The organism is Terriglobia bacterium (assembly GCA_032252755.1).
Taxonomy (GTDB): domain Bacteria; phylum Acidobacteriota; class Terriglobia; order Terriglobales; family Acidobacteriaceae; genus JAVUPY01.
The window spans coordinates 126,554-140,323 of the sequence record JAVUPY010000052.1; the positions used below are offsets into that span (position 1 = coordinate 126,554).

Annotated in this window: 12 protein-coding genes; 1 reads left to right on the forward strand and 11 read right to left on the reverse strand. The window is 57.8% G+C overall.

Annotation, left to right across the window (positions count from 1 at the left end; translation table 11 throughout):
* Window positions 1–89: 89 nt before the first annotated feature.
* Complete coding sequence (locus tag ROO76_11930) at window positions 90–731, forward strand: PilZ domain-containing protein (GenBank protein ID MDT8068862.1); 642 nt, start codon at window positions 90–92, stop codon at window positions 729–731.
* A gap of 18 nt (window positions 732–749) precedes the next feature.
* On the opposite strand, the gene ROO76_11935 is transcribed toward ROO76_11930, so the two are convergent.
* The 11 genes from ROO76_11935 to ROO76_11985 form a co-directional block, all read right to left on the reverse strand.
* Window positions 750–1,562, reverse strand: coding sequence for a M48 family metalloprotease (locus tag ROO76_11935; protein ID MDT8068863.1), 813 nt, complete (start codon window positions 1,560–1,562; stop codon window positions 750–752).
* A gap of 307 nt (window positions 1,563–1,869) precedes the next feature.
* Window positions 1,870–2,904, reverse strand: a complete 1,035-nt coding sequence (locus tag ROO76_11940) for a M48 family metalloprotease (protein MDT8068864.1) — start codon at window positions 2,902–2,904, stop codon at window positions 1,870–1,872.
* 201 nt (window positions 2,905–3,105) lie between these two features.
* A complete protein-coding gene (locus ROO76_11945) occupies window positions 3,106–3,585 on the reverse strand; it encodes an ATP-binding protein (protein MDT8068865.1) in 480 nt (159 codons plus the stop codon).
* 151 nt (window positions 3,586–3,736) lie between these two features.
* On the reverse strand, window positions 3,737–6,169 hold the full coding sequence (gene priA / locus ROO76_11950; protein ID MDT8068866.1) for a primosomal protein N': 2,433 nt from the start codon (window positions 6,167–6,169) through the stop codon (window positions 3,737–3,739).
* A gap of 271 nt (window positions 6,170–6,440) precedes the next feature.
* Window positions 6,441–7,223, reverse strand: a complete 783-nt coding sequence (locus ROO76_11955; protein MDT8068867.1) for a uracil-DNA glycosylase — start codon at window positions 7,221–7,223, stop codon at window positions 6,441–6,443.
* Between the two features lie 50 nt (window positions 7,224–7,273).
* Entirely contained in the window at window positions 7,274–8,353 is a 1,080-nt protein-coding gene (locus tag ROO76_11960; GenBank protein ID MDT8068868.1) for a hypothetical protein, read from the reverse strand.
* A 206-nt stretch (window positions 8,354–8,559) separates the two neighbouring features.
* Window positions 8,560–9,777, reverse strand: a complete 1,218-nt coding sequence (gene coaBC, locus ROO76_11965) for a bifunctional phosphopantothenoylcysteine decarboxylase/phosphopantothenate--cysteine ligase CoaBC (protein ID MDT8068869.1) — start codon at window positions 9,775–9,777, stop codon at window positions 8,560–8,562.
* Between the two features lie 213 nt (window positions 9,778–9,990).
* Window positions 9,991–10,236, reverse strand: coding sequence for a DNA-directed RNA polymerase subunit omega (gene rpoZ / locus ROO76_11970; protein MDT8068870.1), 246 nt, complete (start codon window positions 10,234–10,236; stop codon window positions 9,991–9,993).
* A 21-nt stretch (window positions 10,237–10,257) separates the two neighbouring features.
* Window positions 10,258–10,971 carry a guanylate kinase gene (gene gmk, locus ROO76_11975; protein MDT8068871.1) on the reverse strand — a complete coding sequence of 238 codons (714 nt, stop codon included), beginning with the start codon at window positions 10,969–10,971 and terminating at the stop codon, window positions 10,258–10,260.
* Complete coding sequence (locus ROO76_11980; protein MDT8068872.1) at window positions 10,968–11,855, reverse strand: YicC/YloC family endoribonuclease; 888 nt, start codon at window positions 11,853–11,855, stop codon at window positions 10,968–10,970. Before ROO76_11980 ends, gmk begins: the two co-directional genes overlap by 4 nt.
* Window positions 11,856–11,857: 2 nt before the next feature.
* The gene (locus ROO76_11985; protein ID MDT8068873.1) at window positions 11,858–13,714 is read right to left on the reverse strand and encodes an ABC transporter transmembrane domain-containing protein; all 1,857 of its coding nucleotides are present in this window, start codon (window positions 13,712–13,714) and stop codon (window positions 11,858–11,860) included.
* Between the last annotated feature and the right edge of the window lie 56 nt (window positions 13,715–13,770).

The following is a 13,770-nucleotide window of genomic DNA, read 5'->3' on the forward strand; positions in this document are numbered from 1 at the left end:
TTGAAATCTTAATTCGATATTCCGTTTTCAACAGTACGCATCACTTCAGTAACGTGCACCGCTGTCCGAAACGGGCCATAGTTACACTCATGGGTGGGAACATCATCAGCCGTCTCCTGTTCGATTGCCGTCACCAGTTCTCCTGGCCACGCCGCGACGAAAATGGCGACTATTACCAGCTTTGCGTCGCTTGTGGCGCAAAGTACCAGTACGACTGGACGCGAATGCGCCGGCTCGAACCGGTCGATGACACCCCAAAACCCGAAGATAACAAGTCAGGCCTGCGGCGGTGCGGACGCAAGTCGGCGTGGACGCCGCGCGAACGCCGTCTGCGACATGAGGTCCCCGTGCAATTCCGCGTGAAGGGTACGGAAGAATGGTTGCAGGGCACCACTGAGAACATCAGCAAGTCAGGCGTGCTGTTCCGTTCGCCGCTCTCGATGGAACCGGAAACGAAGCTCGAGCTGAAGTTCGAAATGCCGAAGGAATTGACGGGCGACGCTCCAGCCGAAGTCGTCTGCCAGGGCTCGGTTCGCCGCGTCATCGCGAATCCCGCCACGAAGAAGCAGCCTCCGACGTTTAACATTGCCTGCGCCGTTGCGGGATACGACTTCATAGCCCTCAACCCGCAGCCTCAGGCCCTTGTTGACAAAGCCAAGAGCCCAGAATCGGTGTCGTCCCCCGGTGCGACAGTCGTGGAATTCATGAAGCGCCAGCGACGCGTTCGATAATTCCCTTCCACCATTTCTCTACTCCGGGGGATCCCACTTGCTCCGTTTCTTCAGCACAGGGCGCTTTTGCGGTTGCTCCGCGGCGAGTATCCTGCCGTCGAGAATCGCCCTCATGCGGGCCTGCATTTCTTCGAAGGAACTGCTCGTGACTAGGTATTGATCGCGGGCCGGCAGATAGTCCTCGATCACGCGTTGCACTTTCCTGATACGCGACTCCGTTGCCGGGTGCGACTCGAACATCTTGGTGACCACCGAAGGCTTCGACTTCTGCAGTGCCTTCACTTTCTCGAAAAGGACGACGTACTCCGCGGGATCGTAGCCCGCCGCATAGGCATATTCGACCGCCAGCAGATCGGCCTCGTCCTCCGCGCCGCGCTGCATTCTTGCAAACAGCAAATTCGCGCTGAAATCGGCGCCAACAATCTTGGGGAACTCCGCCACGGCACCCCCGGGGCTCATGACCGCGGCCGTGCGCAGAATGCTCGCCCAAAAGGTCGCCTTGCTAACCGTCCGCGTTCCGTGACGGGCTGCGATGTGTGCTACCTCGTGACCGATTACACCCGCGATCTGAGCTTCGTTATCGGCTTCGTTCAACAAGCCGGTTGTGACATACACGTATCCCCCAGGTAATGAAAAAGCATTCACCTGGTCGTCATTCACGATCTTCAGCACCAGCGGCACCTTGAGGTCTGAGTTCAACGCAATGTTTTGCGTAATGCGGTTCACGTACTCGTAAACCTCGGAATCGTTGAACAGCTTCATCGTCGTTTCCGCCGCGCGCGACAACTGCTTGCCCATCTCGCGCTCGCGATCGAGCGTAAAGAAGTTCATGCCCGACCCAATCCCGCGGTGGCCAATTCTCGATAGGTCATATCTCGCCGGTGGCTTCTTGAGAGGTCGGGATGGGCTCGGAACCGGCGCCTCAGACGCCATGGAGTCCGGCTCGAGGTTCGCCACAACTTTGTGTTCCCGCGATAGACAGGCTGAAGCAGAGCCTGCGAGCAACAGAACGAGAAAGAGCAGTCGAAATGAGATTGGGCGCATGGTAGACATTTGGGACAGTCCCAAACGCCTACATCGGCCAAGTAGTCAGAAATCTGAAATTACTTTCGTACTCCGAGGTTCGTGGTGACAGGGATCAGTTCCTATCTGCCTTCTTCAGTGCGGGCCTATCGTTCGATTCTTCGTGCTTCGCCAATTTCCTGTCGAGCAACCGGTTCATGCGCGCCTGCACCTCCTCGAATGAACTGGTCGAGACCAGGTACTGGTCACGGTCGGGGAAGTAATCATCAATGACCTTCTGCACGTGGGCGATTCGCGACTCGGTGGGCGGATGCGAGGCGAATATCTTGCCGAGGGCCGACAGTCTCTTCTTCCGCAGAACCTTGATGTGCTCGAAGAAACTTACGTACTCGCTCGGATCGTATCCGGCGGCATAAGCGTATTCCGCCGCGAGTAGATCAGCCTCCTCTTCGGCACCACGTTCCATCTTGGCGAAGATCATAATGGATCCGAGATCCGCGCCAATGATCGAGCCAATCTGGGCCGCACGACCTCCGGGCACGGCAACCGCGGCACCCCGCAGAACAATGGTCCAGAGAATACCTTTGCTGACGCTTCGGGTTCCGTGACGCGCGGCAATGTGCGCGACCTCGTGAGCGATCACGCCGGCAATCTGCGCTTCGCTATCGGCTTCGTTCAGCAACCCCGTTGTAACGTACAGATATCCACCCGGCAAGGAGAAAGCATTCACTTCGTCTTGCTTGACGATCTTCACCGTCAATGGGACCTTGGCATCCGAGTTCAACGCAATGTTCTGGCTGATCCGGTTCACGTATTCATTCACTACGGGATCTTCCAGGAGCACCATTTGCTGATCTGCCATCGCGGAGAGCTGTTTTCCGAGATTTCTCTCTTTTTCAAGAGAGTAAAAATTCATTCCGCTGCCGATGCCGCGATGTCCGATGGTTGCAAGATCGTACTTCGATGGCGGCTTCTTGAGAACTCTCGCCGGACTCGACGGCGGAAAAACATCGGGGAGAAAAACGTCCGCAGGCGGGACTGTAATCTGGAGTTCAGAAAGATCTATGAATGGGAGGTCGCTCTCGGGAGGAGGAGCGATATCCTGCGCAGAAGCAAAAGGTACGAACAGGATCGCGAATAGGATCAGCAAGAACGAACGTCTTCGACTTCGGCCTCCGCAGCGCATAATCGGGCCGCCTGCCCGGCCTGGGAACCCTGGTCGGCGTCAATATGGCGCAACGTGTGGCGGGAGTCAATCGTTCCGAAATAAACTGTGGATTAACAAGGGATAAATCTGGAGGGTGTGCTCGGCGGTACTGGATGGCCAACAGTCCGAACGAAACAGACGGGCTCAGAACTTTCGCATGTGGATCTCGGTTCCGTTCTTCTCAAACTTCACCTCGTCCATAAGTTGATTAATCATGTAGATCCCGCGGCCGTGATCATTAAAGATGGCGTCTCCTTCTGTGGGATTAGGCACCGACTTTGGATCGAAACCCTCGCCGGGATCGCGCACGATGATCAACATTCCCAGTGGCTCTTCGCAGGCGACAACGCACTCCACTTTCTTGGTCGCATCGCCCTTGGCACCGTGCCGGACCGCGTTGGCCAATGCCTCCAGAAGCGCCGTCTCGATTTCAAACTCCTTGCCTTGCGAGCACTCGATCTCGGCGACAACTTCCATAATCCGCTTTGCCGTGGACGCAATCAGACCTTCATCCGCCGGCATCAATACATCCAGCTTCATCTTCAGCTTGTCGTGGTGGAACATTACTTCGTGGGTATGGCTGCTGTCGGCAGCGGCCCCCGATCCGGGACTATTGTTCGTCACTCATCGGCTCCGTGTTCGTTATCAGGGAGGGGTGACACATTGTCTCAGGCAAATCGATTTCTGGCTAGTGGTAAGGTGCAGTTCCAAAGCACAAGCTGCAAGACTTTCGACTCGTTGTTTCTTGTTTCTTGTGCCTTGTGCCTTGCATCTCTCACATCAACGTCACCGCATCGACGTCAATCACCACATTCGTCCGCGGAATCTTCATCTTGCCCGCGTGCTGGAGCATTGCCCGCAACAGCGCATTCAGTTTCTCGCGGCTCGGAGACTTGAGCAGGAAGTGATAGCGGTAATCCCGTTTTAGGCGCACGATTGGCGCTGCGGCGGGGCCCAGCACGCGGATCCTGTCTTTGCTCTGGCTCTCAAACCATCGGCCAAGAATGCCCGAATAGTTCATCGCATCATCCAGCTTGTCGCTGCGTACCAGCACATTGGCGAGAGCCGTGAACGGCGGGTAATGCATCCAGCCTCGGAAGCGCAGTTCCTTGTCGTAGAAGCCCGCGAAGTCATGTGCGGCGGCGAATTGCACCGCGTAGTGATCCGGGAAATATGTCTGCAGGACGACCTTTCCGGGCGTGGTTCCGCGTCCGGCGCGGCCTGCGACCTGCGTCAGCAACTGGAACGTGCGTTCCGCGGCGCGGAAATCGGGCAGGCTTAGCGCTGTATCGGCGCCAACAACCCCCACCAAAGTGACCCCATGGACATCGTGGCCCTTGGCGATCATCTGAGTCCCGACGAGCAGATCGATTTCGCCGGCCTGGAAGGCTGTCAGGATGCGCTCGAAATCGTCGTGGCCACGAACCGTGTCGCGATCCATGCGGCCGACGCGCGCGGTCGGGAATGCCTTATGCATCATGTCCTCGAGCTTCTCCGAACCAGTCCCGAGGAACTGCACGTACTCGCTGCCGCACTTCGGGCAGGTCTTCGGGATTGCCTGCTGATAGCCGCAGTAATGACACATCAGCTTATGCTCGCGCTTGTGATGCGTCAGCGAGATCTCGCAATTCCGGCACTTGATCGTGTCTCCGCAAGCGCGACACATCACGAAGGCTGAATAGCCGCGACGATTCAGCAGGATCATTGCCTGCTCTCCGCGCTCCAGCCGCGCCGTGACTTCCTCAATCAGCCGTCGCGACAGGACCTGTTCGTGTCCTGTCTGCTGGAATTCGTTGCGCATGTCGATCAATTCGACCTCGGGCAGCGGCCGTTCCTGGACACGATCCGGCAATTCGATCAGCTGATACTTACCTTTTGACGTGTTGTTGTAGGACTCAAGCGATGGTGTTGCGGAACCGAGCACAACCGATGCGCCGAGCATCTTGGCGCGAACTGCAGCGACGTCGCGCGCGTGGTAGCGTGGAGTTTCTTCCTGCTTGTAGGAATGGTCGTGCTCTTCGTCGACGATGATGAGCGCAAGGTCGTGAACGGGTGCGAAGATGGCCGAGCGCGTGCCGACGACAATTCGGGCTTCGCCTCGGCGAATGCGATGCCATTGCTCGGCGCGCTCGTCGTCCGAGAGCGACGAGTGCAGGATTGCGACCTGATCACCGAAGATGCTGTGCAGATCGGCGGAAACCGCTGGTGTAAGGCCGATCTCGGGGACGAGGAGAATCGCTCCACGACCTTCCTGAAGCACTTGCTGCATGGCCGCAAGGTAAACCGCAGTCTTTCCTGATCCTGTTACTCCGTGCAGGAGCGAGACCGCGAACTGACGCTTCGCGACCGACTCGCGGATCGCCTTCAGGGCTTGCTGTTGCGCGGGAGTGAAGAGGAATTCCAGCGTCTTGCGCGGCTGCATTCCGCTGCGCGTCAGCTCTGCCGCTTCTTCCTCGATGCGGATGATTCCGCGTTTCACCAGCGTTTGCAGCGTCGTTCGCGGAACGGCGAGTTGGCGAAGCTCATCGACTGGAGTTCGTGCTGAGCGCGATTGCAGGAAGTCGATGATGGTCTGCTGGTTGGCGTTGAGTTTGCCTTTGACTTCGACGAGAACAGCGATCTTCACGACTCGTCGCGCGTCGCGAACGCCCGAGAGGTCCTCGCGAGCGATCCACTTCTTCGAGGTCAGGCTGCGCAGAAGCTGCTTTGTTGCGCCTGTGGCTGAGCGAATCGTGTCCTCGCGAACCAGTTCGCCTTCGGCGAGATAGTCGAGAACTGCGTATTCGGTGATCTGGTGTTCAGGTGAAGACTTGCTGCGGCGCGAGGAACCTAGCGTTGCGGATTCGTACAGGGCTTCCGAACCGCGCTCGGTGATGCGATATCCGGTTGCCTTGCGGAATTCCGCACCTAACGGAAGCATCGTGCGAAGGACTTCGCCGAGAGGCGCGATGTAATAGCTTGCGATCCACTCGCCGAGCGAAATCAGATGCGCGTCGAGAACGGGCTCGGAGTCGAGGACTAGTCCAATGTTTTTTAATTTGTATTTGGGTTCTTCGTCATGGAGACGAACGACGATGCCGATCAGTTTGGTGGTGCGGAAGGGGACGATGACGCGGGCGCCCACGACCGGCGACAGGCCCGGGGGGATGCGATAGGTGAAGTTCGCATCCAGCGGAACCGGAAGGGCAACGTCGCAGAACTGGGGCATGGGTCGGATTGATTCTAAACCGAGCAGGATGAGAGTTTTGCACGGGATACCCTACCCCCCCTAAATCGTGATCTATTGTTTTCATAGATTTACGGAAATTCCCGCCGTAAACCTATGATTCTGAATTACTTAAATCTGAAAATGCGGGTTGACACATAGGGGTCCGAAAATCGCGCTGGAGCGGTGGGGCTCACTGGGGGAACCCCTTCCTGCAAAGGTCCGGGGTGCCCACGTCTGTTAACTACGACAGACGTGGGGCAAGGAGAGATCACTACTTTCCCTTTAATCCCAGTTCCACCATAACCATCTGCAGGTCGCGCCAGGCTTCTTTCTTCTGGCGGGGGTCGCGCAGCAGGTAGGCGGGGTGGTAGGTGACGGCCAGTTTCGCGCCTTCCCAGGAGGGGTCGCGCTCGGAGGCGTTCTTCGGGAGCATGGGCGAGAACTCGTAGAAACGGCCGCGGAGGTTGATCATGGAGTCGTTGACGCCGAGCAGCGTTTTGGCCGCGACGGCTCCGAGGGCCACGATGACCTTGGGCCGGATGACGGCGATCTGGCGCATCAGGAACGGACCGCAGGTGTCGCACTCGTCGCGCTCGGGGGTGCGGTTCCCCGGGGGACGGCACTTCACGACGTTGGCGATGTAGACCTGCTCGCGCTGGAGTCCCATGGCGGCAATCATGTTGTTGAGCAACTGGCCGGCTCGCCCGACGAAGGGCTCGCCCTGCTCATCTTCATCCGCCCCCGGCCCCTCACCGACGAACATCAGTTCGGCATTCGGATTCCCGACGCCAAAGACGATCTGCTTGCGTCCTTGCTTGTGCAGCTTGCAGCGCGTGCAGTCGCCGAGGTCTTCGCGAATGAACGTCAAGGCCGCAGGACGATCCTGAAGTACGGGCAGTTTCTTAGGCATGGGCTCGGATTCGGACGCTGCGATTGTATCAATCACGGCAGTGTCGGTCGCGAACTCCACCGGCCGACGATAGAGATCGTAGATACCCATCTCGCGGTAGAAGCGCAGACGTTCGACTAGAGCTTCGCGGGTGGTGGAGTTCATGAGGAGGATTTTACTAGAATGCGAGGAGCCTAGTTCGGCGATCCTCCCTCTCAGTTGGGCATGATTCCCCCACAACTTATCCGGAAATAGGGAATATCAACTGTTGTAAGGCCAAGATAGACTCGCGTGTCCTTCGGCATCTGCTCATATTTGTCTGTATTGCGATCAATGAGAAGTTGGCCGTCAAAATTGCCACAGTTAACATTCAGCAGGAAGTACCGTTCGCCAGGCAGAAACACGCTGTTGTGAAGGTTTGAGCAATAAAATGGGCCTTTCATCCCCTCTCCCAATGTGAATGCCAGAGAAGACTTGTCGCCGATCAGTAGCTCCTGAGGTCCTTTCTCTTTAGGCTCCTTAAATCCGACCCCGCTTGAGAACAGCCGGTTGTAATCTCTGGAACTGAACGAAAAGAACGCGGAATCCCCAGGCATCAAACTGCTTCTGGGGATGTCATATGCATTCACGTCTCCGATGTCAGTTACTTTGTCACCATCAAAGTACCTTAAGTGCAGGTCGCCTTTTTCGGTTGGGACAGAGAAATAGATTCCCCTCCTGCCGAGGAAGTAGTCGTAAGCCGGAAACGTTTTGAGAACTGGGGTCAAGTTCCCTGAAGGGAGGTCGTAGCGCCAGAGTTCGCCCTTCTCCGAATACAGCTGCGCGCCTTTAGAGTCATAGAATTCATCTTTAATGAGATAAAGACTGTTAGAGTCTTTAGACCACTGAAACTCTCCGTCTCGAAAGAATGATTGGCCAATCGGTTTTGGTTTCCTATAGATCGAATCTACATGCGTTACTTCCTTAACGCTTTCGCCGGGACTGACAATATAAAGGACCCCGTTCGTAACCGCTGCGATTCGCTTCTTATCGGGCGAAACCAAGAAATCGGTAATACGGCCGCGCATTATAGTCGGTGCCGCCGGTGTGATCTCGTCGGAGTATTTGAGCTCGTCTCCAATGGAATAAAAGAATGAGCCCTCAGCCTTTGCGGGGAAGGTAGTCGGATGAAAATCGATGATGTTGGACGCTACGTAATTTGACTCGAATGTGAACCACAAAAACACAAAGGCGCCGGCTACAAGCACAATCACCACGCCAAGTGAGATAAATACCCACTTCCAAACCCTTCTCATGATTTGGCCTCAGCTGTACTCACCGAACGCATCGTATTGACTCTAACGCCAGAAGCGCTGCCGACAAATGATCTTTTCTCACTTTTCACCATTCTGGGTAAGAGAATGCAGGTCCCTCGACTGCGGTCGCGACGCGCTAACTACGGCGCGTGAAAAGCAGGCGCGATCCTCGCTCGGAATGACGGGTTCGTGGAGTACGTAGGGTACTAGGATGACACCGTGAGCGGCTGCTTTTTACGAAGTGTTACGGCTACGTCGAGAATATGCCGGGCGATTTCGAGCTTTGGGGCTTCGGGGAGTTCGATCGTCTGGTCGGCGGTGACGATGGTTACGGCGTTGCGGTCGGAGTTGAAGCCGATCGCGGAGTTTGAGACGTCGTTGAGGACGATGGCGTCGACGCGCTTTTTTGCCAGCTTTTTGCGGGCGTTTTCGAGGCCGTTTTCGGTTTCGGCGGCGAAGCCGATCAGGATGTGCTTGTCGAAGCGGGCGGCACCTAACTCGGCGAGGATGTCGGGGTTCGGTTCGAGTTCCAGCGAAACTGCTTTTTCGCGCTTGATCTTATGCGAGGAGGCTTCGCGCACGCGGTAATCTCCTACAGCGGCGGCCTTGATAACGATAGTTGCATCGGGGAAGCGAACCATTACGGCATCGCGCATCTGCTGCGCGGTTTCGACGGGGACGAATTCGGCGGCCGAGGGTGGTTGCAGGGCTGCGGGGCCGCTGACGAGAATTACCTTGGCGCCGCGGCGGATGGCGGCTTCGGCGATGGCGTAGCCCATCTTGCCGCTGGAACGGTTGCCGAGGAAGCGCACGGGATCGATCGGCTCGTAGGTTGGACCGGCAGTCACCAAGACGGTCTCGCCCTTCAGGTCCTGCGAGACGCCGAGGGTTTCGAGCGTAGCTTCGACGATGGTTTCGGGCTCGGCCAGGCGGCCGGCGCCGACCATGCCGCAGGCGAGATAGCCGCTGCCGGGCTCGACGATCTTCACGCCGCGCTGACGCAGGGTTTCGAGGTTCTTGCGCGTGGCTTCGTGCTCCCACATGTTGACGTTCATTGCCGGAGCGACGATTACCGGAGCCTTTGTCGCGAGATAGAGAGTCGTCAGGAAATCGTTGGCGATTCCGTTGGCGAACTTCGCGAGCAAATCAGCCGTCGCAGGAACTACGAGCAGGGCGTCGATGGACTGAGCGATGGCGATGTGCTCTACGGCGGATTCGACGTTGGGCTCGGCGTGGCCCTCGCCGAACATGTCGGTGATGACTTTTTCGCCGGAGAGAGCCGCGAAGGTTAGCGGGCGAACGAACTCCTGAGCGGCGCGGGTCATTACGACCTGCACCTGGATGCCGCGATCCTGTAACTGGCGCATGACTTCCGCCGCCTTGTAGGCTGCAATGCCGCCGCTGACGCCGAGTGCGATTTTCATAACGATATTCCGCAGTAGAACTATCAGCGGGTCCCGGATGAAGAGTGGGACCTCTAGCGATTTAGATGGTGCGGTCGCGGAAAAGTAACACAGCCAGAACCTCAGGGGCTAAAGCCCCCGCTCTTTTGCGACTCAGTACGGCACGACTGAAGCCGTGCTCAAAGCTGGGCGGTGTACGGCACGGCTGAAGCCGTGCCCTGATACAGCCCAGCGCTACGCTTCTTCCTTGTTGCTGAGCGCCTGGTCGAGCAGTTCGTTGGCTGCTTCGGCCGCCGTCTTCTGCTTTTCCGGGATGATCCACTTGACCTTGTCGGCGTGGATTTCCGCTTCGGCAATACGGCAGGGTTTGCGCGAGGTCGTTTCGACCATCGGCTTGGCGCCGTTCTGAAGCTGACGCGCGCGGCGCGCCGCCACCAGTACGTATCGATAGTTGCTGTCGAATCCTTTTACTAACTCCATACTTCTCTCCCCTTGAAAGCACTACTTGCGGATCGCCGTTGACTCTGGCGCAAAAGAAGCCAGAATCGGCTGAATCCGGTCATGAACATTGACCAACTGACGAGCGTCGGCCAATTCTTTCATCTCGCGCTCCTGGGCTGTGGGCTCGCCGCCGGCGTGCTTGCGCCGTTCGGTCAGGATGATGGCCCGCAATGCCTCGGTCGAGCGCTCGAGATCATCGTTGACGAGAATATAGTCATATTCCCGATAATCTTCAATCTCACGCGAGGCGGTCTTCAGCCTTCGCTGGATAATTTCCTGGTCGCGGACGTTCTCTGCCGAACTCCGCAGCTTCAACCTTCTTTCCAACTCATCCCGGTTCGGCGGCAGGACGAAGATGCTCACGCGCATTTTCTGAGGAAGGGCTTTACGGACCTGGGCCGCCCCTTGCACATCAATATCGAGGAGCAGGTCCCTTCCCCTGGCGTGAGCCTCGTCGACAAAACGTTTTGCGGTTCCGTAATAGTTCCCAAAGACGTCCGCGTGTTCGAGGAATGCGCCTTCGCTGATCATCTGCTCGAAGGTTTCGCGGTTCACGTAATAGTATTCGCGGCCGTTGCTTTCTCTGCCGCGCGGACGGCGCGTGGTGTAAGAGACCGAGAAGTCCAATCCCGGAACCAGGCTCAAAATTCTGCCAACCAGAGTCGACTTGCCGGAGCCTGACGGCGCCGAAATGATGAAGACCAGATCACTCATTCTATGTTCTGTACCTGCTCCCTCGATTTCTCGATATCCGCTTTCATGGCCAGCCCGAGTTCGGTGATGCGCAGAGCTTCGCCGCTTACGCCCGAGGTCTTGGACAGCATGGTGTTAGCCTCGCGGTTCATCTCCTGCAGCAGGAAGTCCATCTTCTTTCCGGCCTCGCGGGCTTCGCCCATGAACCCGAGGAAGTGCTGGATGTGCGTCTTCATGCGCACGATCTCTTCCTGGATGTCGGTGCGATCGGCGAGCAGTGCGGCCTCCTGCAAGAGGCGGTCGGGATCGCTCTGGTTACCGATGAGTTCCTGCAATCTTGATTGTACTTTCTCGAGGTAGGCCTGCAATACCACGGAGCGCAGCTTCTCGACCTCTTCTGTCCCTTTTTGGAGATGCTCCATGCGCTGTTTCAGTTCGTGAACGATCGTTTGGCCTTCCTGCAGGCGCATGTCGTCGAGCTTGCGAACGGCTTCTTCTAGCTTCGCGAGGACGGCTGCCTGCAGGCCGGTGTCGTCGGGCATCTCGTCGCCACCGGCGAGAACGCCGTTGAGCCGGAAGATGATATTTAGATCGGGCTCGCCGGTGAGGCCGAGTTCACCGCTGATTTTGCGGAAGGCTGCGACGTAACCGGCGACCATCTCGCGATTGACGCTGACGCCGGCGGTCTCGGTGCGCTCGAGCTTGATGGTGATTTCGAGGTGGCCGCGCTGCATGTGCTCTTTCACGAGCTTGCGGACGCGCATCTCGAGCGCGTCGGAGTTGGCGGGCAGGCGCAGGTGGAGGTCTAGGAAACGGTGGTTGACTGATTTCACGTTCACGGTGAACGAGAACTCGCCGTGCTGTTCCTTGGACTGCGCAAAACCGGTCATGGAGCGAATGGGCATAGTCAGTCTGCGTGCTCCGCCGGGGCACTCCTCGGCGGCTCGATATCGACGAACTGCAGGTCATAGAGCCGGCGATAGGTTCCGAGGCGGGCTACTAAATCTTCGTGAGTTCCAATATCGCTGATTTGGCCGTTCTCAAGCACGACAATTCTGTCGGCGCGTCTCACCGTCGACAACCGGTGCGCGATTACGAACACTGTCCGGTTGGCCATGAGGTTCTGCAAGGCGGCCTGGACGAGGGCTTCGGACTCGGTATCGAGCGCAGAGGTGGCCTCGTCGAGAATGAGGATGGGAGCGTTTTTCAGCAGGGCGCGGGCAATGCTGATGCGCTGGCGCTCGCCGCCGGACAGGCGGAAGCCGCGCTCGCCGATCATGGTGTCATAGCCCTCGGGCATGTTCATGATGAAGTCGTGCGCGAGAGCCGCGTGTGCCGCCTGCAACACCTTCTCCTGCGAGACGTGCGGCTGGCCGTAGGCGATGTTGTTGCGCACGGTGTCGTTGAAGAGAATGGTGTCCTGCGTGACGATGCCGATCTGTGAGCGAAGAGAGGGGAGCGTCACATCGCGGACGTCGTGGCCGTCGACGAAGATGCTGCCGCCGGTCACGTCGAAGAAGCGGGGGATGAGGTGGACCAGGGTGGTCTTGCCGGAGCCGCTTGAGCCGACGATGGCGAGGACTTCTCCGGCCGGCACATGCAGATTCACGCCGCTCAGAACCTCGCGCTCATTGCCATTCTCGCCATAGGAAAAGCTGACATTGTCGAAGGCGATCTCGCTGCAAAAGGGCTTGAGGGCGACCGCGTTCGGCTTCTGAAGAACTTCATCCTGCTCGTCCATAAAACGAAAGATGGATTCCGAGGCGCCGAGGGCCTGCTGGAAGCTGTTGTAGAAGCCGGCGTATTTGCGGACCGGATCGTACAGGGCGAAGACGGCAATGATGAAGGAGAAGAAGACTCCGAGCGACATCCGGCTGTGATTGATCTGGTCTCGCCCAAGCAGAAGCAGGAGACTGATGGCGATAGAGGCGAGTATCTGCATCAGGGGAGAACTGATTGCGGCGACGGCAATGGAACGGATGTTGGCGCTGAACAGTCGCTTGGCGGCTCCGCGGAAGCGCGTCGTCTCCCAGAGTTCCATTCCGAAGGCTTTCACGATGCGATTACCGGAGATTGTCTCCTGCAGGATGTTCTGGATCTCTGCGAGTTTGTCCTGGCCGCGGCGCGTGGTTCGGCGGACGTCGCGCCCGATGCGGGCGATGGAGAGGATGATGATCGGAATAAAGATCAGCAGGACCCAGGCTAGCTGCTTGCCAAGGATGATGGCGAGAGCGGCGGTGAAGATCAGGATGAAGGTCTGCTGGATACACTCGGCCAGAACCGTCGACATTGCGGACTGAACCTTCTCAATGTCGGTGACGATGGTCGAAATCAGGGTTCCGCTGGTGTGCTTCTGGAAGAACGCGGCGGACCGGCGCAGGAGCCTTTCGTAGAGATCGTTGCGGAGATCGGTAATCAGGCCGAAACCAGCGAAATTCACCAGATAGGTGCCGAGGTAGTCGGCGATACCCATCAGGAGGGTCGCCATGACGAGAAGGTAGGCGACGATGGTCCATGCATTCGTGAAGTGACTTGGAACGAGTTGCTGAAGGTAGAGAGTGTGCGCCTTGCCGGCTAAGTGGAAAGTGAAGAGGACGATGTCCTTGGATTGAGAGCCAGGGTTGAGGACGCGGTCCAGGATCGGCCGGACGAGAGCGATACGAAAGGCCGTGAGCAGGCCGACGCCCGCCATGAAAACTACGGACGCGGAGAACTGCCACCAGTACGGTCGTATGTATCGAATGAGCCGAAGCAGTTGCCGCATAGAGTCGAACCGGCAGGCACGTCAGGACGGCGGCTACAGGACGCCTTATGCTCTGC